The organism is Yoonia litorea (assembly GCF_900114675.1).
Classification (GTDB): domain Bacteria; phylum Pseudomonadota; class Alphaproteobacteria; order Rhodobacterales; family Rhodobacteraceae; genus Yoonia; species Yoonia litorea.
This window is the reverse complement of the sequence record NZ_FOZM01000002.1, coordinates 1-21,303: the sequence shown is the minus strand read 5'-3', so window position 1 is coordinate 21,303 and position 21,303 is coordinate 1. Positions and strand designations below refer to the sequence as shown.

At 57.9% G+C, this 21,303-nt stretch carries 23 protein-coding genes, 1 tRNA gene and 1 riboswitch; of the genes, 13 read left to right on the top strand and 11 right to left on the bottom strand.

Annotation, left to right across the window (positions count from 1 at the left end; translation table 11 throughout):
* Positions 1-101 precede the first annotated feature (101 nt).
* Both BM316_RS10295 and BM316_RS10290 read left to right on the top strand, forming a co-directional pair.
* Entirely contained in the window at positions 102-1,565 is a 1,464-nt protein-coding gene (locus BM316_RS10295) for a peptidoglycan-binding domain-containing protein (RefSeq protein WP_090207956.1), read from the top strand.
* On the top strand, positions 1,555-2,034 hold the full coding sequence (locus BM316_RS10290; protein WP_165606580.1) for a GNAT family N-acetyltransferase: 480 nt from the start codon (positions 1,555-1,557) through the stop codon (positions 2,032-2,034). Before BM316_RS10295 ends, BM316_RS10290 begins: the two co-directional genes overlap by 11 nt.
* Before the next feature lie 41 nt (positions 2,035-2,075).
* On the opposite strand, the gene BM316_RS10285 is transcribed toward BM316_RS10290, so the two are convergent.
* From BM316_RS10285 to BM316_RS10275, 3 genes are all read right to left on the bottom strand, one after another.
* Positions 2,076-3,278: a PPC domain-containing protein gene (locus tag BM316_RS10285; RefSeq protein ID WP_090207950.1), complete on the bottom strand. Its 1,203-nt coding sequence runs from the start codon at positions 3,276-3,278 to the stop codon at positions 2,076-2,078.
* Between the two features lie 150 nt (positions 3,279-3,428).
* Positions 3,429-3,554, bottom strand: coding sequence for a type B 50S ribosomal protein L36 (gene ykgO, locus BM316_RS10280; protein WP_090207947.1), 126 nt, complete (start codon positions 3,552-3,554; stop codon positions 3,429-3,431).
* A gap of 75 nt (positions 3,555-3,629) precedes the next feature.
* A tRNA-Val gene (locus BM316_RS10275) sits at positions 3,630-3,704 on the bottom strand.
* A 152-nt stretch (positions 3,705-3,856) separates the two neighbouring features.
* On the opposite strand from BM316_RS10275, the gene BM316_RS10270 reads away from it, so the two are divergent.
* Entirely contained in the window at positions 3,857-4,720 is an 864-nt protein-coding gene (locus BM316_RS10270) for an N-formylglutamate amidohydrolase (RefSeq protein ID WP_090207944.1), read from the top strand.
* Here BM316_RS10270 and BM316_RS10265 read toward each other — a convergent pair whose 3' ends face one another.
* From BM316_RS10265 to BM316_RS10255, 3 genes are all read right to left on the bottom strand, one after another.
* The gene (locus tag BM316_RS10265) at positions 4,721-6,238 is read right to left on the bottom strand and encodes an ABC-F family ATP-binding cassette domain-containing protein (protein ID WP_090207941.1); all 1,518 of its coding nucleotides are present in this window, start codon (positions 6,236-6,238) and stop codon (positions 4,721-4,723) included.
* A 210-nt stretch (positions 6,239-6,448) separates the two neighbouring features.
* A complete protein-coding gene (locus BM316_RS10260) occupies positions 6,449-6,826 on the bottom strand; it encodes a hypothetical protein (protein WP_090207938.1) in 378 nt (125 codons plus the stop codon).
* 11 nt (positions 6,827-6,837) lie between these two features.
* Positions 6,838-7,290 carry a cupin domain-containing protein gene (locus BM316_RS10255; RefSeq protein WP_090207936.1) on the bottom strand — a complete coding sequence of 151 codons (453 nt, stop codon included), beginning with the start codon at positions 7,288-7,290 and terminating at the stop codon, positions 6,838-6,840.
* Between the two features lie 108 nt (positions 7,291-7,398).
* Here BM316_RS10255 and BM316_RS10250 point away from each other — a divergent pair, with 108 nt between their 5' ends.
* Positions 7,399-8,355, top strand: a complete 957-nt coding sequence (locus BM316_RS10250) for a LysR family transcriptional regulator (protein WP_090207933.1) — start codon at positions 7,399-7,401, stop codon at positions 8,353-8,355.
* Here the strand turns inward: BM316_RS10250 and BM316_RS10245 are convergent.
* Positions 8,352-9,605, bottom strand: a complete 1,254-nt coding sequence (locus BM316_RS10245; RefSeq protein WP_090207930.1) for a DNA polymerase IV — start codon at positions 9,603-9,605, stop codon at positions 8,352-8,354. The genes BM316_RS10250 and BM316_RS10245 overlap by 4 nt on opposite strands.
* Before the next feature lie 80 nt (positions 9,606-9,685).
* Entirely contained in the window at positions 9,686-10,744 is a 1,059-nt protein-coding gene (locus tag BM316_RS10240) for a sodium-dependent bicarbonate transport family permease (RefSeq protein ID WP_090207927.1), read from the bottom strand.
* A gap of 183 nt (positions 10,745-10,927) precedes the next feature.
* Positions 10,928-11,027: riboswitch (glycine riboswitch) on the top strand.
* A gap of 119 nt (positions 11,028-11,146) precedes the next feature.
* On the opposite strand from BM316_RS10240, the gene BM316_RS10235 reads away from it, so the two are divergent.
* The 3 genes from BM316_RS10235 to BM316_RS10225 are packed head-to-tail and all read left to right on the top strand — an operon-like array spanning position 11,147 to position 13,612.
* Positions 11,147-12,397: a D-amino acid dehydrogenase gene (locus tag BM316_RS10235; RefSeq protein ID WP_090207925.1), complete on the top strand. Its 1,251-nt coding sequence runs from the start codon at positions 11,147-11,149 to the stop codon at positions 12,395-12,397.
* A 49-nt stretch (positions 12,398-12,446) separates the two neighbouring features.
* The gene (locus tag BM316_RS10230; protein WP_090207922.1) at positions 12,447-13,337 is read left to right on the top strand and encodes an SPFH domain-containing protein; all 891 of its coding nucleotides are present in this window, start codon (positions 12,447-12,449) and stop codon (positions 13,335-13,337) included.
* Entirely contained in the window at positions 13,334-13,612 is a 279-nt protein-coding gene (locus tag BM316_RS10225) for an NfeD family protein (RefSeq protein ID WP_090207919.1), read from the top strand. The genes BM316_RS10230 and BM316_RS10225 overlap by 4 nt, the downstream gene beginning before the upstream one ends.
* A 93-nt stretch (positions 13,613-13,705) precedes the next feature.
* Here the strand turns inward: BM316_RS10225 and BM316_RS16715 are convergent, their stop codons facing one another.
* Positions 13,706-13,882 carry a hypothetical protein gene (locus tag BM316_RS16715; RefSeq protein WP_165606579.1) on the bottom strand — a complete coding sequence of 59 codons (177 nt, stop codon included), beginning with the start codon at positions 13,880-13,882 and terminating at the stop codon, positions 13,706-13,708.
* Between the two features lie 70 nt (positions 13,883-13,952).
* Positions 13,953-14,675, bottom strand: a complete 723-nt coding sequence (pyrF, locus tag BM316_RS10220; protein WP_090207917.1) for an orotidine-5'-phosphate decarboxylase — start codon at positions 14,673-14,675, stop codon at positions 13,953-13,955.
* A 124-nt stretch (positions 14,676-14,799) separates the two neighbouring features.
* Between pyrF and BM316_RS10215 the strand changes: the two genes are divergently transcribed.
* From BM316_RS10215 to BM316_RS10200, 3 genes are all read left to right on the top strand, one after another.
* Entirely contained in the window at positions 14,800-15,126 is a 327-nt protein-coding gene (locus BM316_RS10215) for a hypothetical protein (protein ID WP_090207914.1), read from the top strand.
* Positions 15,127-15,335: 209 nt separating this feature from the next.
* Positions 15,336-17,948 carry an ATP-dependent chaperone ClpB gene (clpB, locus tag BM316_RS10205; protein WP_090207905.1) on the top strand — a complete coding sequence of 871 codons (2,613 nt, stop codon included), beginning with the start codon at positions 15,336-15,338 and terminating at the stop codon, positions 17,946-17,948.
* Between the two features lie 75 nt (positions 17,949-18,023).
* Positions 18,024-18,635, top strand: a complete 612-nt coding sequence (locus BM316_RS10200) for a YitT family protein (protein ID WP_090207901.1) — start codon at positions 18,024-18,026, stop codon at positions 18,633-18,635.
* A 54-nt stretch (positions 18,636-18,689) separates the two neighbouring features.
* Here the strand turns inward: BM316_RS10200 and BM316_RS10195 are convergent, their stop codons facing one another.
* Positions 18,690-19,163 (bottom strand): fasciclin domain-containing protein, encoded by a 474-nt coding sequence (locus BM316_RS10195; protein WP_090207896.1) that lies wholly within the window; start codon positions 19,161-19,163, stop codon positions 18,690-18,692.
* 280 nt (positions 19,164-19,443) lie between these two features.
* Here BM316_RS10195 and msrP point away from each other — a divergent pair, with 280 nt between their 5' ends.
* The 3 genes from msrP to BM316_RS10180 form a co-directional block, all read left to right on the top strand.
* Positions 19,444-20,340: a protein-methionine-sulfoxide reductase catalytic subunit MsrP gene (msrP, locus tag BM316_RS10190; protein ID WP_090207894.1), complete on the top strand. Its 897-nt coding sequence runs from the start codon at positions 19,444-19,446 to the stop codon at positions 20,338-20,340.
* A gap of 1 nt (position 20,341) precedes the next feature.
* Positions 20,342-20,965 carry a protein-methionine-sulfoxide reductase heme-binding subunit MsrQ gene (gene msrQ / locus BM316_RS10185; protein ID WP_090207891.1) on the top strand — a complete coding sequence of 208 codons (624 nt, stop codon included), beginning with the start codon at positions 20,342-20,344 and terminating at the stop codon, positions 20,963-20,965.
* 76 nt (positions 20,966-21,041) lie between these two features.
* Positions 21,042-21,303 (top strand): hypothetical protein (locus tag BM316_RS10180; protein WP_131802569.1); only part of this gene is annotated, 262 nt, incomplete at its 3' end.

Sequence of the window (21,303 nt, the reverse complement as noted above, 5' to 3'; positions counted from 1 at the left end):
CTATGCGGGGGCGCTATTGAATAGCAGCACGGTGCTGACCTAGCTTTACCACGAACGCGGCGCGCCTTTTGGTGCGCCTTTCGTAAACAAGAGGTAAGACCATGCGTAAATTGACCCTGATTGCAGCACTGTCCTGTCTGGCGGCCCCGGCGCTCGCCGATGATGCTGCCGTGCTGATCGGCGTTGACCGCTATGATGATTTTCGCCGTGTGAGTGGCGCAACAGATCTGATTGATACTGCCGATGCACTGCGTGATGTGGGCTTTAATGTCTCCACCCTCGCGGATGGGTCCATCAGAGACACCCGCCGCGTGCTTGAGCAACTCGCGGACGAGGCGACAGATGCAGAACGGCTAGTTGTCGGTCTGTCTGGCCGCTTTGCAACTGATGAGGACCGCACGTGGTTCTTGACCGAAGACAGCGATACACCGACGCCATTCGGCCTTGATGATGCGATCTCGGTTGATACCGTGCTCGACATTCTGTCACGCGCGCCGGGTCAGGCGCTTTTGGTTCTGGGATATGATCAGGACAACTTTGCAAGCTTTGGCCCCTATTTGCGCGAAGGCGTCGGCCGTCTGGATATCCCGCAAGGTGTGACCGTTGTTTATGGCGCCCCAAATCGGGTCGATGATCTGCTGGACCGCGCGGTCGCTGCTGAAGGCGGAGATGTCATCGCCTATGTCCAGAACGACCGCCGCCTGAATATTCTGGGATATCAGCCGGGCGCGCTCGTGCTGGCACCTGAGGGGTCCGAACCGGTGGCCGCACGCCCGACTGTCGATCCGAGTATTGCGGCATGGAATCGTGCAAGAGCCGCAAACACAGCTGACAGCTACCGTGACTTCATCTTCTCGTTTCCGCGCAGCCCATTTGCCTCGGAAGCCCGCGAACGGCTTGATGATCTGGAAAATGATCCGCGACGTGTCGCCGAAGCAACCGAAGACGGTCTGAACCTCACCCGCAATGAGCGGCGCGAAATTCAGGATATGCTCACAACGCTTGGTTACGACACGCGCGGCGTCGATGGTATCTTCGGCCCCGGCACGCGTTCGGCGATTGAAAGCTGGCAGCGCGCGAATGCCTATACCCCGACCTCATTCCTCAATCAGGCCCAGATTGATCAGATGACCGCCCAGTTTATTCGGCGCGAGGCTGAAATCGCTGAGGAGCAAGAACGCGAACGCGAACAGCGTGAACAGCAGGACCGCGCTTATTGGGATGAGACCGGCGCAAATGGCGGTGCAGCGAACCTCCGCGCTTATCTGGAACGCTATCCTGATGGCATCTTTGCCGATCAGGCGCGGCAGGCCTTGGGTGCTGTGACCGATAACGCGCAAGCACAAGCCCGCGAAGACGCGCTGAACATCAACCCAACGCTACGCCGTTTGATTGAAAGCAGGCTGGCAGGCCTCGGGTTCAACCCCGGTCAGATCGACGGGCGTTTTGACCGCAACACGCGCCGTGCGATTGCTGACTACCAGTCAAGCCGCAACCTGACGGCCAGCGGTTATATCGACCAGCCCACGCTGGCGCGCCTTCTGGCCGATACGTTTGGCCGGTAGGACATACACCACTTGCTTGCTGGCAGAGCGGCGCGACCTGATCGGGGCTTGTGCTGCTCTGCTGGAAACCACCTGGCCGGATCACTATGGTCCAACCGGTCCGGGATTTGCCACCAAAGACGCCACTGACCGCGCGCAAACAGAACGGCTGCCAATCGGCCTTGTCGCGATTGATCAAACCGACACGCTGGTCGGCACCGGAACGCTGAGCGGTCCGTCTTATGGCGCTCAATCAGATGAGGCGCCGTGGATCACCGGGCTCTGCGTTGTTGAACACATGCATGGGCATGGAATCGCCAGCCAGCTTGTACAGGATCTATGTCGCGTCGCGACGTCCACCGGCCATCGTCAGGTCTTTGCCACGACATCGCAGGCGCTGGGCCTAATGCAACGCGCCGGGTTCGCTGAGCTGAGGCAGCTCAACGACGATCATGGAACATGGCATGTTTTGCGGAAAACGCTGTCTTAGGCTGTCCCGTGCTTACGGGACATCGCCGCCGAGTCCTTTTCTTATTCTGCGCGAACGTAGCGTTCCGCCAGCAGTCTGATCAGGCCTGGCCCGCCTTCATACTGGCGAACGCCCACGATGTACGTGCCTGCCTGAACTCGGGCAAAAACCAGACTGTCGAGACTGTCGCCGTAGTCATCGTTCATGCCGATGCTCCGTCCAAGATCGTCATAAACAACAAGCCAAGGGTCGCTGTTTCCGCCACCGATCGCTTCAACGACCAAAAGCCCCGCAGCCTCCAGTTCAATCGTGAACCAGCTTACCGAAGTCGTTGCCTGCACGTCCTGCCGCAAGCGCGATTGCAGGACGCCAAGATCAGTTACCGCAACTGATCCGTCCAACGGCGGCGCGATCTCGCCTTGTGCGTAAAGTGCCTGCACAGCCTCTTCAGCGTCATATGCGCTTACCGAAACAGTGATCGGGAGCGTTTCGTCATTGAGTGCCGCCATCTCGATGCAATACGTCCCCGCCGCCAAGGGCTCTGTCAGGTCGATACGGCTGTTTAGCCCGTCGAAGTCGTCATTGTCGGCAATGTAGTTTTCGTTGGCGTCATAGAGTGTGATCACCGGATCGGCCGATTCATTGCTGGCGGTGATTGTTACAGCGGTCGGGCTGTCGAGGGTGAAGCTCCAGTAAGGTGTTTCTTCAACAGAGGCGCTGGCGCTGTCGCCGAGCGCGCCAAGTGGTGAGGCTTCGGCGCAGCTTCCGGTACGTCCCGTATCGGCTGCCACATCCATCAAGCCCTCGGTCAGCGGTTCGTGCTCTTCCCGTCCGATGCGAACGAAGGCCGTCATCGGCCCACCGTCATAGCTGCGCATCGCCATGCAGTAGGTTCCTGCCTCAAGAAAAGTTTCCGCACGCGATGCGGCGTTTCCGCCGGAATCATCGTCAGACAGGATGATCCCGCCGGCACTGTCGAGCAAATCAATGATCGGATCGCCTGATCCGCGGCCTTCGGCCTCAACACGGACGGCGGTTGGCTCTGACAGGCTGAAGAGCGAGACGTATTCGTTGCCACCCAGAACCAGCGCCATCTGTTCGCGATAGGTGTCAACTGTGGCAATATCCGAGTTCTCTTCGGCATTGCCGATCCAGACGCCGCCATCGCCGAATCCGCCGCAGAATGAATCTTGTGCAAGCGCCGGTGTTGCCGCACCGGCAAGAAGGGCTGCAAACATCGGGAGGCGGAAGGGGCGGCGGGTCATCTGTCAGCAGTCCTTTGTTACGTGAACGTTCAATGAAGAAAGGCTAACGCGGACGACCGTGGTATGACCAGCGCTGATCGCCGGATTTGGCAAAAGAAAAAGGCCGCGCCCGATGGGCAGCGGCCTTTTCATGTTCTGCTGTCGCAGTTCTTAGCCCTGACGAGCCTTGAACTTGCGCTGCGTCTTGTTGATCACATAGACGCGGCCCTTGCGGCGCACGATGCGGCAATCGCGGTGGCGCTGCTTGAGCGAACGGAGGGAGTTGCGAACCTTCATGGTGCTCTTCCTTGTCTGTCGCGGCGCGCGGATTGCGCCTTGGGTTGCATGACGGACCAAAAGTCCGGTGAATTCTGGTGGACGATACTGGGATTGAACCAGTGACCCCTTCGATGTCAACGAAGTGCTCTACCGCTGAGCTAATCGTCCGTGTCGTCTGCGATTCACACGCCCTATAACGAAATAGGACGCGGTGTGATCCGCGTCAGTCGTGCGGTCTATAAAAGGAGTCGTCAGAGGGATCAAGGGCTTTTGGAAATTTCCGGAAACGGGCTATCTATCAGCGAAAGGAAGCTGGAATCGTGACCATGACCGCCTTCAATCTGACGATGCCAGAGCGTCGCATGACAAGTGTCGTGTTTGCCTCGCCCCATAGCGGGCGGGTGTATCCGCCTGCGTTCCTGCGCAAGGCAGTCCTGGACGCTCACCAGATCAGATCGTCAGAAGATGCGTTTGTTGACCAGCTTCTTGCCTCTGTTCCGCATCACGGCGCACCGCTTTTGACGGCTTTGGTGCCGAGGGCCTATCTTGATCTCAACCGCGGCCCCGATGAATTGGATTCGGCCCTCATCGAAGGTGTGCGGCGCAATCCGCATAACCCTCGGATCACCAGTGGCCTCGGGGTGATCCCAAGGGTCGTGGCAAACGGCCGCCAGATTTACCGCGGGAAAATCAGCCTGCAGGATGCGCATGACCGCATCGCGCGTTATTGGCGTCCCTATCACGACCAGTTGCAGACCCTGCTTGATGAAAGCCGCAACCATTTCGGTGAGGCCATTCTGATTGACTGCCACTCAATGCCGAACGAGGCAGTGGAAAACATCGGCCCGCCCGGCAGTGCACGTCCCGATATCGTGCTGGGTGACAGGTTCGGTGCCACAGTCTCTGGCGAGATTGTCGAAAGGGTAGAGGCGGCCTTTGCTGCCGCAGGTCTCAGGGTCGCGCGAAATATGCCCTTCGCCGGTGCGTTCATCACGCAGCATTACGGTCGCCCGTCGCGGCGGCAGCACGCCCTGCAAATCGAAATGAACCGCGCGCTTTACATGGATGAGACCACGCTTGAGAAACGCGCGGACTTTGATGCGTTCAAGTCACTGCTCGAAGGTGTCATTGCCGAGATTGCCGAGATTGGTGCCGCGAAAACGGATCGACTTGCGGCAGAGTAATCAGGCTTTCTGCATTTCGGCGTTCAAGAACGCCTCCGGATCATCGACCTCGATCAGTCTTTTCCGCGCGATCTGCCAGAAACGGTTGCCGACGTTGCGGATGAAACTGCGGTCATGGCTGACCAACAGGCAGGTCGCCCCGTGGGCCTGTAGTTCGTCTTCCAGCATCTCTTGCCCTTCGATATCAAGATGGTTGGTCGGTTCATCCAGCAAATAGAAATTCGGCTGCGCCAGCCGCAGGATCAGCATCGCCAGTCGCGCCTTTTGCCCACCTGACAGGGCCCCGATCTTGGTGTCTTGCATCTGGATGTTGACGCCCGCACCTGCCAAAAGGCCACGCGCCCTCTGATCGCCCACATCGAATTGACCAGCGACGGCCTGCATTGGGGTGTCGGCGTCATGCAACTGGCTCAGGTGCTGGTCCGAGTATCCCATCGCGACAGTCGGGGCGGTTTTGATCTCTGACGGCTCACCCTGCACCGCCGTGGCGATACGCCGGATCAGCTGTGTTTTGCCAGTGCCATTGGTGCCAAGCAGGACGATGCGGTCGCCCTGCGCGATCCACTTCTTGCCCGTGTTATAGAGCAACCGTCCGTCCGGCGTCGTGACGTCAATCTCGTCGAGCGTGATCAGCGCCTTGGCATGTGTCCCGCTGTTGGTCAGTTTTATGTCGCCCGCGCTCCGCTCCTGATGCGCCGGGCGGGCAGTCGCCTCGATCTTGGCGGCGCGCTCGGTCAGTTGCTTGGTCTTGGTGACCAACAGGTCAGAGCCGGAGTTGATACCGATATTCTTCAGCTTCGCGGCCTGTTTGCGCAATTGTTGCGCCTTGTTCAGGTCATTGGCAAAGCGTCGCTCATCCGCAGCATCAGCTTCGTCGAGTGCCAGTCGGGCGTGGGAGAACGGCACCTGAAACACGCGGCTCCGCTCGGCCCGCAGGAAAAGCGTGCGGTTGGTTACCGCATCAAGGAAGGCGCGGTCGTGGCTGGTCAGGATCACCGGCACATCACGCGGCAAGCGGTCAAGCCAGCCTTGCAGCAAGCCGATCCGGTGCAGATCAAGGTGGTTTGTCGGTTCGTCGAGCAGCAGCAGGTCCGGTTCTGTCACCCACGCCGCCGCCAAAAGCGCCGTGCGCTGCCACCCGCCGCTGAGCTCGCGCAATGGCTTGTGTTGCAGCTCATAAGGCACCGACAGATCATCAAGAACAACATCCACACGCCAGCTTTCATAGTCCGCCTGCTCTGGCGGCAGCGCTGAAAGGACATGATCATAAAGCGTCTGATCCAGCGCGGTGTCCGGCACATACTGGCGGACATTGCCGATGCGCAGTCCGCGTGCGCGGGTAATCTCGCCAGTGGTTTGTTCCATTTCGCCCGCGATACAGGCCAGTAGCGTAGTCTTGCCGCGCCCGTTGGCTGCGACCAGGCCGATGCGGTCGCCTTTGGAAACTGTCAGGTCAAGGTCGGTGAAAAGCACGTCACCCAGCGTAAGGCCGAGGTCTTTGATATTGAGAATGGTCATTTTGGTCTTTGCTCAAACGAAAAAGGGGCCGCAGTGCGGCTTTGGGCAGACCGATGGGATGGTTGTGTTCCCTGATCAGCCCTGCAAACGGATCTGCAGGGCTTGGCGGGGACCATGCTGAAGTCGGCGGATGATACGCATATTCAGCACTGCCCTCCTGTTGTTTGATGTGACCGTTAGAGCGACGGTAGGGTGCTGCGGCCCGTGAGGTCAAGTCCCGGCGAGGCGGCGGGACCGGAATATGATGACGATGAACAGCACCATACTGATGAGCGTCAGGACCGACCCGATCTGGGCAATCATGGGGTTTTCGGTGCTGATCGCGACCGCAATGCCGGGTGCAATCACCACGACGGCCAGTAAGGCCGTGATGAAGTGCAACCGTGCGAGACCACTGTCAGCCATTTGCGGCGAGAGCGCGTAGAAGGCGCCGTAGACCGACATAGCGACAAAGCCGATCAAGTTCAGGTGGCCGTGTGCGGCTGAAAGCGAATGGTCATGTGTGGCCGACATCTGGATACCCCAGATCATGCCCAACAAGGCAAAGGTGGCTGCACTCAGAAAAAATGTGGATGCGAGTCTTGGCATGATTATTCTCCCTATTTAGTGCCATCGAGTGGTGGGCCGGTGAACGACAAGTGATAGCGCTCTGCAATTTCGACGATTTGCGCCATTTCTTCTGGAATGCGGAATTGCCCGGCAGCCATTTCTTCAAAGAAGCCTTCGAAGCCTCCGGGTGTCAGGATCACAAGATGCCGCGACGGGACATCACTTGAGACACGAAAGGTGTGCTCCTTGCCGCGCGGGACAAACATCGTGCCGCCGGGGCCGACGTTGGCTGTCTCACCTTCCATCCAGAAGGTGACGTCTCCGCTCAGGACAAAAAACGTCTCATCAGCATCATGGTGGACATGCCGCGGTGGCCCCGAATGGGGCGGCGATACGCTATCGACGATGCTGATCGCGCCGCCGGTTGCATGCGATGCAAGGCTGGTTTTGTAGCGGGTCCCCCGCCATTCAATGAATTCATCTGATTCAGTGTCTGTAGTCATCGTTCCCTCCGAGTGTCTCAATGGAAACGAAAGCGCTTTCGTGACGACAGATTATCGCGCGAAGGTTAAGTTGTGAAATTGCTTGTTTGGATGATATGTATTTGTCTCATGAATTTTAGAAACTTTGATCTGAACCTGCTGCGCGTCCTGGATGCGCTCTTGCTGGAGCGCTCGACCGTCAAGGCTGGCCACAGGATCGGCCTTTCACAGCCGGCTGTCTCGGCAGCGCTGCGGCGGCTTCGCGAGGCCACAGGCGATGCGCTCCTTGTCCGCTCCGGTCAGGGAATGATCCCGACTGACTATGCGCTTGAAATCGAGCTGCCCCTGCGTTTGTTTCTGGGGGATATCGAAAGACTTTTGTCAGCCCACCAGCGTTTCGACCCCGCAGAGGCGGATTTTGCATTCAAAATCGCTGGCAGTGATTTCTACGGAGAGTTCATGCTACCGCCGCTTGTCGAACGCTTGCAGCGGACCGCGCCAAACGTGAAAGTGCAGCTCGTTGATCTGGTGGTGGACAGCCATCTCGCGTCGCTTCAGCAGTATTCGGTCGATATGGCGATGGTCCCGAAAACGACCTTGCCCGACTGGGTCGAAGGCCAAGCGGTCTTTCATTCCGATTTCGCTGTCGTTGCGAGTAAGGAGAATGCCCGCATTGCACACGCTGGCCTTCAGCCGGGGCAGAAAGTGCCCATGGATCTCTTTTGTGACCTCGGCCATGTCCTCTATTCGCCACAAGGCAATCTCAAGGCGATGGGCGATGCCGCATTGGAACGCGTCGGACGCAAGCGACGCGTTGTGATGACCGTGCCGACATTCTCGGCTGTGTGGCGCAATGTTTTGCAAACAGACGCGGTCGCAATCCTGCCTGAGCAACTGGCCCACAAGATCGCTGGCGAAGCGGAGCTGGATGTGTTCTGGCCCCCCGTTCCCGTGGACCGTGTGCAGATCAACATGATCTGGCACAAGCGGTTCACAGGGAGCCCGGCCCATCGCTGGATGCGCGGCTTGATCGCTGAGGTTATGGCGCCGCTGAATGAAGGCTATCCACCGCTCGGTGATATCTAGCGGAGCGCCCGTCCTTTGATGATCGCGTCCTTACCAAATTTCGCACGGATCTTGTCGGCCGCACGCTCTGCCTCGGCGCGTTTGCCGGCCCCCGGATCAAGCAAATCGCCTTCGCGGTCAGCATCACTGTCCGACGTGATCTCCGACAGTCCAACGCCGAGCAGCCGGAAAGGTCCGCGGTTGCTGACCTGATCGAACAGCCCGCGTGCAGTCCGATAGATCGTATCGGCAATCTGCGTCGGGTGATGCAGGCTTTGCCGCTTGGAAATTAGCTTGAAGTCTTGGGTCTTGAGCTTGAGTTGCACGACCCGCCCGGCTTTGTCCTTGGCTTTTGCGCGCGCGCTGACTTTTTCCGCCATGCGCCAGAGATGTCCGTCCAGAATCTCGATATCGCTTGTATTTTCGTGGAAGGTCGTTTCGTTCGAGAGCGTCTTCACGGGTGTATGGGCCGAAATTCTGCGCCCGTCCTCGCCGCGCGCCAAACTGTAAAGCCGCTCGCCCATCCCGCCAAAGCGGTCATGCAGGTCGCGACGGTCCCAACGCAAAAGATCGTCAAATGTCCTGATACCCGCCGACTCGAGGCTGGCTTGCGCGGCAGGGCCGATCCCCCAGATCAGCCTGACGGATTTGGGACGCAGGAATTCTGTCGTCTCTTCCTTGCCGATGATTGAGAAACCACGTGGTTTGTCGAGGTCCGATGCGACTTTGGCCAAGAACTTGTTGTGTGACAGGCCGATTGATCCGGTCAGGCCCAACTCGTCCTTCATGCGCTTGACCAGACGCGCCAGCATCACCGCAGGCGGCGCATGATGCAGGCGGGCTGTGCCTGTGAGGTCCATGAAGGCTTCGTCCAGCGACAAAGGCTCAACGACCGGCGTCAGCTCATCCATCATCTGGCGGATCGCTCTGGAGGCCTCGGTGTAGGCCTCAAAATTGGGGCGTACGACAACGGCCTCAGGGCAGAGCTTGAGCGCCTGAAACATCGGCATGGCAGATTTCACACCCTTGATCCGCGCGACATAGCAAGCGGTCGAAACAACGCCACGGCGTCCGCCGCCAATAATCACGGGTTTGTCGGCGAGCGCGGGATTGTCGCGTTTCTCGACAGACGCATAAAAGGCGTCGCAATCCATGTGGGCGATTGAAAGATCGAAAAGTTCAGGATGCCGTGTCACACGCGGGCTACGACACTTCGGACAACGGGTTTCGCTGTCAAAGGTCGTCAGGCAATCGCGGCAAAGGGCAGGCATCTGCGTATCATATGATGCTGCGAAGGGGGCCACAACGAAAGACGGGTCCCAATGGCAACCGGGACCCGCCTTGGATGTGTTTACCAGCCGATCAGGGCTTCTGCGATGGCAATCCAGAGCGGGATACTCAGGATCGCGATTGGTGTGCCGATGCCCGTTGATGTGCCCACATAGGCCGACGGGTTTGCCTCTGGTAGCGCGCCGCGCAATGTCGGCGGCCCGGAGATGTCAGAGCTTGAGGCAGCCATCACGGCAAGCAACACCACACCACCAGCCGAGAAACCTGTTGTCACGTGGGCGACATAGCCTGCCGCAAAGCCCAGTGCCCCATGCAAAAACGGTGCGGCGAGACCATAAATCAGGTAGGCGTGCGCAACCTTCCGCAATTCCGAAAGGCGCGACCATGCCTCCATCCCCATAATCAGCATCAGGATCGACAAAAGTCCGCGGAATAGGGGTTCATAGAAGCTGTCATAGACGGATTTCGGGTCTGCGAAGACACCCAGGGCCAGACCTGCCAGCAAGGCGGAAATGGCGGGGCTGCGCACCGTGTCGATCAGGATGTCTTTCAGCAATCCCTGAGGCACAGCCGGACCAGCGCCACCGGTACCGCCCATTGTCATTGTGCCACCTGCGTTCACAGATGAAGCGAGCTTGCGCGCTTTGGCCATCTTGGCCATCACAATTGCGGTGACCAGTGCTGCGATATCCATGAACGGGTAAAGAGCACCGATGAAGCCTTCATAGGGAACATTCCCATCGTCGAGGATCGCCATACCGGCTGCCAGAGTCGATGCAGAAACAGCGCCGAACAGTCCCGCCGTGGCCAATCCGTCAACTTGCGGCACGCCTTTGGCCCTCGCTAGTGTCCAGCGCCCCAGAAAGACAATTGCAATGCCAACGACGGCTGCTCCGATTGCCGGAACCGCAAGCGCAGAGAGGCTTGCTGACTGGATCGAGATGCCAGCGCCCATCCCCACCTTCAAAAGCAGCAGAATCACGATGAACTTGTAGACAGGCTCGGGCACTTCAAATTTGCTGCCCATGGCCGCAAGGACCATGCCCGCGATCAGGAACGAGAGAGTCGGCTTCTGAAGTTGATCGCCCAGTGTGCTGAAGATCGAAACGAGAATGTCCATGGTTTTGCCTATCCATTGCAACTGGATGGCTATGTAGTGGCGACCTTCCGCAAAGAAAAATACAACATTTGCAAGGTATCGTTCTATTTCGTGGAACGTTTTTTGAATGCCAGCAAGCGCTCCGCCAGATGAAGAATTTTCTTGATTTGGTTTCGCTTCGGGACTAGAGGTTTCGCATAGGAAACACGCCGACCGGGAGAGAATGCTCCCTTCAGTCGCAGGGTTCATCGCCGAAGGAGCAACCGCCCCGGTCACTCTCAGGCAAAAGGACCGGTTGGGGTGCAAAACGCCGAAGAGTGGCCTTGAGTGGCCCGCCGAAGGAGCAAGCCCAGCCAGGGCGAAACTCTCAGGCACAGCAGACGGTGGGGGCGGCGCGAAAGCGCACATGGTTGGAGATGTACCATGCCCTCTATTGCTGTTCTCGGTGCCGGTATCACTGGTGTCACCACTGCCTATTCCCTGTCCCAGCGCGGTTATGACGTGACTGTGTTTGATCGCCAGCGCTATGCGGCGATGGAAACCAGCTTTGCCAACGGTGGCCAGCTTTCCGCATCGAACGCCGAAGTCTGGAACCAATGGTCCACCGTGCTCAAAGGCATCAAGTGGATGCTACAAAGCGATGCGCCCTTGTCGGTAAACCCGCGCCCCAGCTGGCACAAATTCAGCTGGATGGCCGAGTTTCTTGGCAACATCCCGAACTACAAAGCGAACACCATTGAAACCGCCCGTCTGGCCGTGACAGCGCGTGCTGGTCTGATGGAAATGGCAGAGCGGTCCGGCGTTGATTTCGACTGGACCCCAGCGGGCATCCTGCACTTTTACAAGACCCGGAAAGACTTTGATCACGCACGCCGCGTGACTGGCCTGCTGGCCCAAGGTGGCTTGCACCGTCAGGAATTGACCGCCGAAGAAACCCTTGCAAAGGAGCCGACCCTGTCTGGCGATATTCTGGGCGGCTTCTGGACCGAAAGCGACAGCACAGGCGACATCCACAAGTTCACCTTTGGCATGGCCGAATGGCTCAAGACCCAAGGCGTCCGTTTCGAGATGGGCCACGCCGTGACCGACGTGCGCTCAGACGCTGATGGTGTGACTGTGCGCGGCCGCAACGAAGAGCGTTTCGATGCGGTTGTCGTTTCGGCCGGGGTTGCCTCACGCTATTTCGCCAAGATGCTGGGCGATCGTGTGAACGTCTATCCCGTCAAGGGCTACTCGATCACGGTGAACCTGCGTGACGATGCTTCACAGGCCGCCGCGCCAACGGTGTCCTTGCTGGATGACAAAGCCAAGATCGTCACATCGCGTCTGGGCAAGGATCGCTTCCGCATCGCTGGCACTGCCGAATTCAATGGCGAGAACCGCGATATTCGTGCTGACCGCGTCAAGCCACTGGTGGACTGGTGCGAAACCCATTTCCCAAGTGTCAGCACCGAAAGCTGTGTGCCGTGGGCAGGTCTGCGGCCAATGATGCCGAACATGATGCCGCGTGTGGGCGCTGGTCGTGATGCGCGGGTGTTCTACAACACCGGTCACGGGCATCTGGGCTGGACATTGTCAGCCGCCACAGCCGACATCGTCGCGGGCACGATCCAGTCGAAGCTGGGTCAGCGAAAACTGCACGGTATGCCACAGCAGAAATTGAAATCAGCCTAAGTGGTCTTTATCTTCTATTCAGCTTGCACGCATTTGAGTTGGATTTTGGATGGATCAATTACTTGCTGAACTGATAGGCGGCAACATCGTCCTTTTGATGTTGGCCGTCTTCATTGTGGTCTGCATTTTTGCAGGTGTGAGGATTGTTCCCCAATCCGAAAAATTCGTGGTCGAACGTCTGGGCCGGTTGCATTCGGTTCTGGGGCCGGGGATCAACTTTATCGTTCCGTTTCTGGATCGGGTCCGTCATCAGGTCTCGATCCTTGAACGCCAGCTACCGGCCAGCACACAGGACGCGATTACCTCTGACAACGTCCTCGTGCAGGTCGAAACGTCTGTCTTTTACAGGATCATCGAACCCGAAAAGACGGTTTACCGGATCCGTGATGTGGATGGTGCGATTTCGACCACTGTTGCGGGGATTGTGCGCTCTGAAATTGGTCGCATGGAGTTGGATCAGGTGCAGGCGAACCGCTCAACCCTGATCGCCGCCGTGCGTGAGCAGGTTGCCCAACAGGTCGATGATTGGGGCATTGAGGTCACGCGTGCCGAAATCCTCGATGTGAATCTTGATCAGGCGACCCGTCAGGCGATGTTGCAGCAGTTGAACGCTGAACGCGCCCGCCGTGCGCAGGTCACCGAAGCTGAGGGAAAGAAGCGGGCGGTTGAGTTGCAGGCCGACGCCGATCTCTATGCAGCAGAGCAAGAATCCAAAGCGCGTCGTGTCCTTGCCGATGCGGAAGCTTATGCAACCGGTGTCGTGGCCGAAGCGATTGCCCAAAACGGCCTTGAAGCGGCACAGTATCAAGTCGCGTTGAAACAGGTTGAGGCGTTGACGAAACTCGGCGAAGGAACGGGCAATCAGACTGTTGTCCTGCCCGCAAATGCGCTTGACGCGTTTGCGGACGCCTTCAAAATGCTCAAGGGGCGTGGCGCATGATGTTGTGGATGCAATGGTGGGTCTGGATGGCAGCGGCGCTTGCGTTGGCAACGCTTGAGGTGCTGATCCCAGGCTATATTTTTCTGGGTTTCGCCGTTGGCGCTGCAGTGATGGGGCTGTTGATGCTTTTCGGGATCAGCGCCGGTGGGCTTGCCTTGACCCTCGCGATTTTCGCCGGACTATCGCTTCTGTCGTATCTTGCGATGCGCAAGTTCTTTGGACTGCGCAGCGGGCAGGTCAAAATCTGGGACACCGATATCAACGACAACAAATAAAAAAGGCCCGACGCAAGCGTCGGGCCAGTTACGACTGGTCAGGGGAAAATATCGACGGGAGAGGTAGGTCGAGGTCCAGTCGGTGACATTGGGTTAGCGTTGCAGCATACGGGCTGCACGCTGCTGAAGATGTTCAAGAACGCGGTGGCGCGACATATCCCGCGGGCCTTGAGTTTCGCACGCGAAACTCTGCGACAGATCATCAGAGATTGTGACAATGGCGCGGAACACGTTCCGACGCGCGCTGTAATGGATGTTGTGAAACTGCATGGGGCATCTCCCTGGCTTGCTCTTTGGCTAACGCAGGTGACCCCATCGGGTTCCCGAAAAAATGCGCGGTTTATCGGTTTGGCTGCTGGGCCTGCGGTGACGCGATTTCCTGCAAGATCGACAGCGCCGCTGCGCGCGGGTCGGCGGCCTTCCAGATGGGACGCCCGACGACCACGTGGTCGGCACCATTGGCAATGGCTTGCGCCGGTGTCATCACCCGTTTCTGGTCCCCAAGGTCGGCACCGGCCGGACGCACACCTGGTGTGACGATCAGCTTGCCTTCGGCTTCCGGCAATGCGCGGATCAGGGCTGCCTCCTGCGGTGAAGCGATGACACCGTCTGCTCCGTTGGAAAGCGCGATGCCTGCGCGTTCCTGAACCAGATCGGCCACGTCGCCGTCTTTGATACAAGACGCCGTCAGATCGTCACGGTCCAGCGATGTCAGGATCGTCACAGCCAGAATTTTCATGTCTGACCCACCGGCCCCTTCGCGCGCCGCGCGCACGACATGTGGATCGCCATGAACCGTCAGGAAATCGAGATCGAACTGCGCTACGCCACGCACGGCCGCCTCGACGGTGGCGCCGATGTCGAAAAACTTCATATCCAGAAAGATGCGCTTGCCATGTTCCTGCTTGAGTTCATTGGCCAGAGCCAGCCCGCCACCAGTCAGCATTCCAAGACCGATTTTGTAAAAGCTGACCGTATCGCCAAGGGTTTTTGCCAGCTCGAGACCGTCAAGAACATTGGGCACGTCCATCGCGACAATCAGTTGATCCGTTGCTGCTGGCATGGTCGATCTCCTCGTCAGATTTCGCCTGCGCGTGCCGGATTGAGGCGGTGGGGTCAAGGCCAAAGATGGAACTTCAGCGCGGTATGATCGTTATTTTGCTGAACAAAAGATGAAAGGAAGATCCATGTCAGATACATACAATCGTGAAACTACGGGTCCCTCCTCACCGATGATTTTCGGTATTGTCTCGCTTGGCGTCATCGTTGTGATTGGCCTTTTGGTCTGGATCACAGAGCTGCCGGGCGGTGAATATGTCGGTGTAGAAGCGGCCCCGACTGAGGTCCCGCCGGGTGAGAATATCACTCTGGGTGAAGACGACATGTCGCCAGCAGCCCTTGCAGATCGGCAAATGGACGGTGGCAATGTCACCGAATTCAGCGGTCCGGCGATCACACCCGAGGATACCAACCAATTCGTGACGACTGTTCCTGCGACTGAAAGTGACGAATAATTAACATTTAGAAAGGCGTGCGCAGATTGCGCGCGCCTTCATCTTTTGAAAGCGTGTAGCAGGCTCAAAGTAGGCACGCCGGGTGCGGATATTGCATCCAAAACCCTTGAAGGACACCTTCCCAAACCCCACTTTCTTAGCGAGGCCCACAAAGTCATATGCCGCCAAGCGGGTATGCATCATTCGGGCGCTTAACAAAGGAGAGACTCATGAACTTAGAAAAGTTCACTGAGCGGTCGCGCGGCTTTTTTCAGGCTGCCCAGACGATCGCATTGCGGGAAAGCCATCAACGGCTTGCACCCGAACACTTGCTCAAAGCACTGATGGACGATGAAGAGGGCCTTGCTGCCAATCTGATCACCCGTGCAGGCGGTAACCCACAGGCAGTGCGCATGGCCGCAGACGCGGCTGTCACCAAGCTGCCAAAGGTCAGCGGCGATGCTGCTCAGGTTTATCTGGACAATACGACAGCGAAAGTCGTGGCAGAAGCTGAGGCCGTAGCCAAAAAAGCAGGCGACAGCTTTGTGCCTGTCGAGCGGCTCTTGACTGCGCTAGCGTTGGTGAAATCCAAGGCCAAGGATGCGCTGGATGCCGGCGGCGTCACGCCACAAACACTCAATGCTGCGATCAACGATATCCGCAAAGGGCGGACTGCTGACAGTGCGACAGCCGAGGACAGCTTCGAGGCGCTTGCAAAATACGCTCGCGACCTGACCGAGGCTGCAGAGCAAGGCAAAATCGACCCAATCATTGGCCGTGACGAGGAAATCCGCCGCGCCATGCAGGTTTTGTCACGCCGCACCAAGAACAACCCTGTTCTGATCGGTGAGCCCGGTGTCGGTAAGACAGCGATTGCAGAGGGTCTTGCCCTTCGGATCATTGATGGCGACGTGCCGGAATCCTTACGCAACAAGAAGCTGATGGCGCTGGATATGGGGGCGTTGATTGCCGGTGCGAAGTATCGCGGCGAATTCGAGGAACGTCTGAAAGCGGTCCTGAAAGAGATCGAGGCTGCCGCAGGTGAAATCATCCTCTTCATTGACGAGATGCACACGCTTGTTGGCGCGGGCAAGTCGGATGGCGCGATGGATGCGGCCAACCTGATCAAGCCTGCACTGGCGCGCGGTGAATTGCACTGTGTCGGTGCAACGACGCTTGATGAATACCGCAAGTATGTCGAAAAGGACGCGGCTCTTGCTCGTCGTTTCCAGCCATTGATGGTTGAAGAACCCACGGTCACGGATACGGTCAGCATCCTGCGCGGCATCAAAGAAAAATACGAACTCCACCACGGTGTCCGTATCTCTGACAGTGCCCTTGTTGCGGCTGCCACGCTTTCGCATCGCTACATCACCGACCGCTTCCTGCCGGACAAGGCGATTGACCTTGTCGACGAGGCCGCGAGCAGGTTGCGGATGGAAGTCGACAGCAAGCCCGAAGAGCTCGACGCCTTGGATCGCCAGATCCTGCAGCTTCAGATCGAAGCCGAGGCGCTGAAGAAAGAGGACGACGCGGCCTCCAAGGACCGTTTGGCCAAACTTGAGAAAGAACTGGCCGACCTGCAGGACCGTGCATCCGAGATGACGGTCAAGTGGCAGGCCGAGCGGGACAAGCTGGAAAGCACGCGTGGCGCCAAGGAGCAATTGGATCGTGCGCGGGCCGAATTGGATATCGCCAAGCGTGAAGGCAATCTGGCCAAAGCCGGTGAGCTGTCTTACGGCGTGATCCCCCAGCTTGAAAGGCAGCTGGCCGAGGCAGAAGGCACCGACGATCTGATGGTCGAAGAAGCCGTGCGCCCTGAACAGATTGCCGAAGTGGTCGAGCGTTGGACAGGCATTCCGACGTCCAAGATGCTTGAAGGTGAGCGGGACAAGCTCTTGCGCATGGAAGAGCAGCTGGGCAAGCGCGTCATCGGCCAGAAATCGGCCGTGCGTGCTGTGTCAAACGCTGTCCGCCGTGCGCGAGCAGGTCTGAACGACGAGTACCGCCCGCTGGGGTCGTTCCTCTTCCTCGGGCCGACCGGTGTTGGTAAGACCGAACTGACGAAGGCAGTGGCTGAATACCTCTTTGATGATGACAATGCGATGGTCCGCATCGACATGTCAGAATTCATGGAGAAACACGCGGTTGCACGTCTGATCGGTGCACCTCCGGGTTATGTCGGCTACGACGAAGGCGGCGTGCTGACCGAAGCCGTGCGCAGGCGTCCCTATCAGGTGGTCCTGTTTGACGAGGTCGAAAAGGCGCACCCTGATGTGTTCAACGTACTGTTGCAGGTTCTCGATGACGGTGTGCTGACCGACGGTCAGGGCCGCACTGTGGACTTCAAGCAGACGCTGATCATCCTGACGTCAAACCTCGGGGCCCAAGCACTGAGCCAGCTGCCAGATGGCGCTGATCCTGCACCGGCCAAGCGTGATGTGATGGATGCGGTGCGTGCGCATTTCCGGCCGGAGTTCCTGAACCGTCTGGATGAGACGATCATCTTCGACCGTCTGGCCCGTGAGGATATGGCAGGGATCGTGGCGATCCAGCTTGCGCGGCTTGAAAAGCGTCTGGCGGGGCGGAACATCAGCCTCGATCTGGACGAAGCGGCACTGAAGTGGCTGGCCGACGAAGGCTATGACCCTGTCTTTGGTGCGCGTCCGCTCAAACGCGTGATCCAGCGTGCGTTGCAAGATCAACTGGCCGAGATGATCCTTGCCGGTGACGTGATGGATGGCGACACCATTGGTGTCAGCGCTGGCACAGACGGGCTGATTGTTGGAGATCGCGTATCGACCAGCAACCGCCGGCCGCCAGAAGACGCGGTTGTTCACTAAAGAAACAGGAGGGCGTCCGTCGTGGCGCCCTCTTTTTCGCTTGTAGGTCAGAAATACTGCCCTATATAGCGCCCCATGGCTGAACCTCGCGAAGATACCGGACATACGTGGCTTGATGACCTGCAAGGCATCTCGCTTGGTGTATTTCTTGCCGGGCTGGGATTGCACCTGCTCACCACTGTTGGTCTGATCACAGGTCAGACGGCTGGGGTTGCCGTTATCGCCTCATATCTCACGGGGTATTCTTTCGGGTTGATGTTCTTTCTGATCAACCTGCCATTCTACCTTCTCGCATGGCGGCGGTTGGGTGTGGAATTCACCCTCAAGTCTCTTGCCTCTGTCACCGCGCTTTCCTTGCTGACCGAAGTCATTCCGCACGGCATGGTCTTTGAGTACCTTGATACAGCGCTGGGCGCGATTGCCTTTGGGGCTTTAACTGGGCTGGGGCTGTTGGCGCTGTTCCGCCACAACGGGTCTTTGGGTGGTTTGGGCGTCGTCGCGCTTTTGATCCAGGATAGCACGGGTTTTCGTGCAGGATGGGTGCAGTTGATCTTTGACGCGCTGGTCTTTGGCATCGCCTTCCTCATCTTTCCGATCTGGGTTGTCGGTTACTCACTTTTGGGGGCAGTGGTGCTGAACCTGATTATCGCGATCAATCACCGGCGTGACCGCTACGTCGCCACCTGAGTCAAAAAGCCCCGACCGAATGGCCGGGGCTTTCGTTCTGCAAGACCGGAGCGATTAGCTTGCAGGAATGATCACGCTATCGATGACGTGGATGACGCCGTTTGATGCGTCGACGTCAGCTGTGATGACGTTAGCGTCGTTCACCATGACGCCGCCTTCGGTCATGATTGTGACGTCAGCGCCGTTCACGGTTGTCGCTGTCATGCCATTGGACAGATCGCCCGACATCACTTCGCCAGGAATGACGTGGTATGTCAGGATTGCTGCGAGAGCTTCCGGATCAGCCAGCAGGCCTTCGACTGTGCCCTCAGGCAGTGCAGCGAAAGCCTCGTCAGTTGGTGCGAAGACAGTGAATGGGCCATCGCCCTTCAGTGTGTCAACAAGACCGGCTGCTTCAGCGGCAGCAAGCAGAGTTGTAAATGTGCCAGCTTCAGCGGCGGTGTCGACGATGTCCTTTTCGCCCATGGCGAAAGCGGATGTAGCCATTGCAGCAGCAGCGGCGAAAGCAAATACAGTCTTACGAAGCATAGGTGTTCTCCCATTTCAAAAAGGGATGCTTTTGTTCAGCATCGATCCTTTTACGTGGAAAAACCCAACTGGTTTTTTGCGTGATGCGCCGCTTTGTCTCTTGCCGCGTCGCGATGGAAATCTAAGCCTGTGATTTTTCGGCGATCCAGTCACAGTTTAGTGAAATTGCGTGATAAATCGGGGCGGTTTTTGGAACATTTCACTGATCTGGCAGGATCGTGAGACACCTTTCAAACGTTACCGCCTATATGCTTTGCAAACGCATTGAACGGAGAGCTTCATGGCATACCGCTGGAAAAACGATCTGACGATGGCCGACGTCACACCAAAGGCCGCCTATCTGAACCGCCGCCAGATTCTGGCCGGGACTGTCGGTCTGGGGGCGATTGGACTTGCAGGCCGTGCATCGGCGCAGGGGTTGGAACCGAACACGCTGGAAGAAATCACCAGCTACAACAACTTCTATGAGTTCGGGACGGGCAAGGGTGATCCAGCTGCGAATGCGCATAAGCTCGTGACGTCCCCTTGGTCGATCAAGGTTGATGGTATGGTGGATCGCCCGGGCGACTATGCGCTGGATGATCTCTTGGCCGGTCTCTCTGTCGAAGATCGCCTCTACCGGTTCCGCTGTGTGGAAGCCTGGTCGATGGTCATTCCTTGGAATGGGATCGAGTTGGCCGATATCCTCAACAAAGTCGGTGTCCAGTCGGGCGCGCGCTACGTGGCCTTCGAAACTGTCGTACAGCCCGAGAACATGATCGGCGTGCAGCGCAGGGTCCTCGACTTCCCTTATGTCGAGGGATTGCGGATCGACGAAGCGATGCATCCGCTCACGATCATGGCGACCGGCATCTACGATGAGCCGATCTATAATCAGAACGGCGCGCCCATCCGCTTGGTCGTGCCTTGGAAATATGGCTTCAAGTCAATCAAGTCGATCGTCCGTATCACGCTGCAAGAGGATGAACCGCCAACCAGTTGGAACAAGGCCAACCCGCGCGAGTATGGCTTTTATAGTAATGTGAACCCTAATGTGGATCACCCGCGCTGGAGCCAGGCCACCGAACGGCGGATCGGTGGTGGGCTGTTTGCGGCGCGACAGGACACGTTGATGTTCAACGGCTACCCCGAAGTGGCCAGCCTTTACGAAGGCATGGATCTGACGCGGTTCTACTAGGATGGCTGTCACCGACACATTGAATAAGGGTCTGCGCAAGATCCCCGCCTGGCTGATCTATGTGGTGGGCGCAGCCTATGCAGTTTGGGAATTCTGGCGTGCGCTCAACCAGATCGGACCTTATCTGGTCGAGCCGATCAACGTGCTTGAACGCGCCTATGGCGAGGTCGCTCTGATCCTGATGGTCGTGGGGCTGATGGTGACGCCTTTGCGCCAATGGGTCGGTCTGAACCTGCTGAAGTTCCGGCGTGCAATCGGGGTGACGGCCTTCTTCTTCGTGCTGGCCCATTTCCTTGTGTTTGCGATCTTGGATGTTCAGAGCCTCGAACGCGTATGGACTGAAATTGTGAAGCGGCCTTATGTGACCGTCGGCATGCTGTCGTTCGTGATGCTCATTCCGCTGGCGGTGACATCAAACAACCTCTCTGTGCGCAAGCTTGGTGCCGCCACTTGGCGCAAGCTGCACAAGCTGACCTATCCAGCAGCAGTCCTTGGGGCGCTTCATTATCTGTGGCTGGTAAAAGGGTTCCAGATCGAACCCATCATCTACTTGGTCGTCATCATCGCATTGGTGGCAACACGCTACGTGGCGATACCGCGCAAACGCCAGACAGCACCGTCCTGATCATGCGAGTCGCCTGCATCTGGAGCGACTCGCGCAGATGTTCAGCGGGTGTAGAGCGCGATTCAGGCCTGTTGGCGTGGCCCTTTGGTATACCATCCTGTGGATAACCCAAGATGTAGTGGCGCAGGTTTCAATCGTGCCTAAGATTGTTGCTGGCAAGATCGCCAAAGCTAACCGGAAATTGCCAAAAACCCTGCAAAACAAGGGGAAAACAGACACGATCAGAAAAATGGCAAAAAACGAAAAAAACCTCTTGCGGGTTTTGTTTGTTATCCGTAGAACCCCCTTCACCGGCGGCGCTGAGGCGCGGTTGGGACGCGGAAGCGGGGCATTGCTCT

Bases quoted from the DNA above. Each gene is read 5' to 3' on its own strand.
- BM316_RS10295 (WP_090207956.1), top strand. From the start codon at position 102: ATGCGTAAATTGACCCTGATTGCAGCACTGTCCTGTCTGGCGGCCCCG.
- BM316_RS10285 (WP_090207950.1), bottom strand. From the start codon at position 3,278: ATGACCCGCCGCCCCTTCCGCCTCCCGATGTTTGCAGCCCTTCTTGCC.
- ykgO (WP_090207947.1), bottom strand. From the start codon at position 3,554: ATGAAGGTTCGCAACTCCCTCCGTTCGCTCAAGCAGCGCCACCGCGAT.
- BM316_RS10265 (WP_090207941.1), bottom strand. From the start codon at position 6,238: ATGACCATTCTCAATATCAAAGACCTCGGCCTTACGCTGGGTGACGTG.
- BM316_RS10260 (WP_090207938.1), bottom strand. From the start codon at position 6,826: ATGCCAAGACTCGCATCCACATTTTTTCTGAGTGCAGCCACCTTTGCC.
- BM316_RS10255 (WP_090207936.1), bottom strand. From the start codon at position 7,290: ATGACTACAGACACTGAATCAGATGAATTCATTGAATGGCGGGGGACC.
- BM316_RS10250 (WP_090207933.1), top strand. From the start codon at position 7,399: ATGAATTTTAGAAACTTTGATCTGAACCTGCTGCGCGTCCTGGATGCG.
- BM316_RS10245 (WP_090207930.1), bottom strand. From the start codon at position 9,605: ATGCCTGCCCTTTGCCGCGATTGCCTGACGACCTTTGACAGCGAAACC.
- BM316_RS10240 (WP_090207927.1), bottom strand. From the start codon at position 10,744: ATGGACATTCTCGTTTCGATCTTCAGCACACTGGGCGATCAACTTCAG.
- BM316_RS10235 (WP_090207925.1), top strand. From the start codon at position 11,147: ATGCCCTCTATTGCTGTTCTCGGTGCCGGTATCACTGGTGTCACCACT.
- BM316_RS10230 (WP_090207922.1), top strand. From the start codon at position 12,447: ATGGATCAATTACTTGCTGAACTGATAGGCGGCAACATCGTCCTTTTG.
- BM316_RS10225 (WP_090207919.1), top strand. From the start codon at position 13,334: ATGATGTTGTGGATGCAATGGTGGGTCTGGATGGCAGCGGCGCTTGCG.
- BM316_RS16715 (WP_165606579.1), bottom strand. From the start codon at position 13,882: ATGCAGTTTCACAACATCCATTACAGCGCGCGTCGGAACGTGTTCCGC.
- pyrF (WP_090207917.1), bottom strand. From the start codon at position 14,675: ATGCCAGCAGCAACGGATCAACTGATTGTCGCGATGGACGTGCCCAAT.
- BM316_RS10215 (WP_090207914.1), top strand. From the start codon at position 14,800: ATGTCAGATACATACAATCGTGAAACTACGGGTCCCTCCTCACCGATG.
- clpB (WP_090207905.1), top strand. From the start codon at position 15,336: ATGAACTTAGAAAAGTTCACTGAGCGGTCGCGCGGCTTTTTTCAGGCT.
- BM316_RS10200 (WP_090207901.1), top strand. From the start codon at position 18,024: ATGGCTGAACCTCGCGAAGATACCGGACATACGTGGCTTGATGACCTG.
- BM316_RS10195 (WP_090207896.1), bottom strand. From the start codon at position 19,163: ATGCTTCGTAAGACTGTATTTGCTTTCGCCGCTGCTGCTGCAATGGCT.
- msrP (WP_090207894.1), top strand. From the start codon at position 19,444: ATGGCATACCGCTGGAAAAACGATCTGACGATGGCCGACGTCACACCA.
- msrQ (WP_090207891.1), top strand. From the start codon at position 20,342: ATGGCTGTCACCGACACATTGAATAAGGGTCTGCGCAAGATCCCCGCC.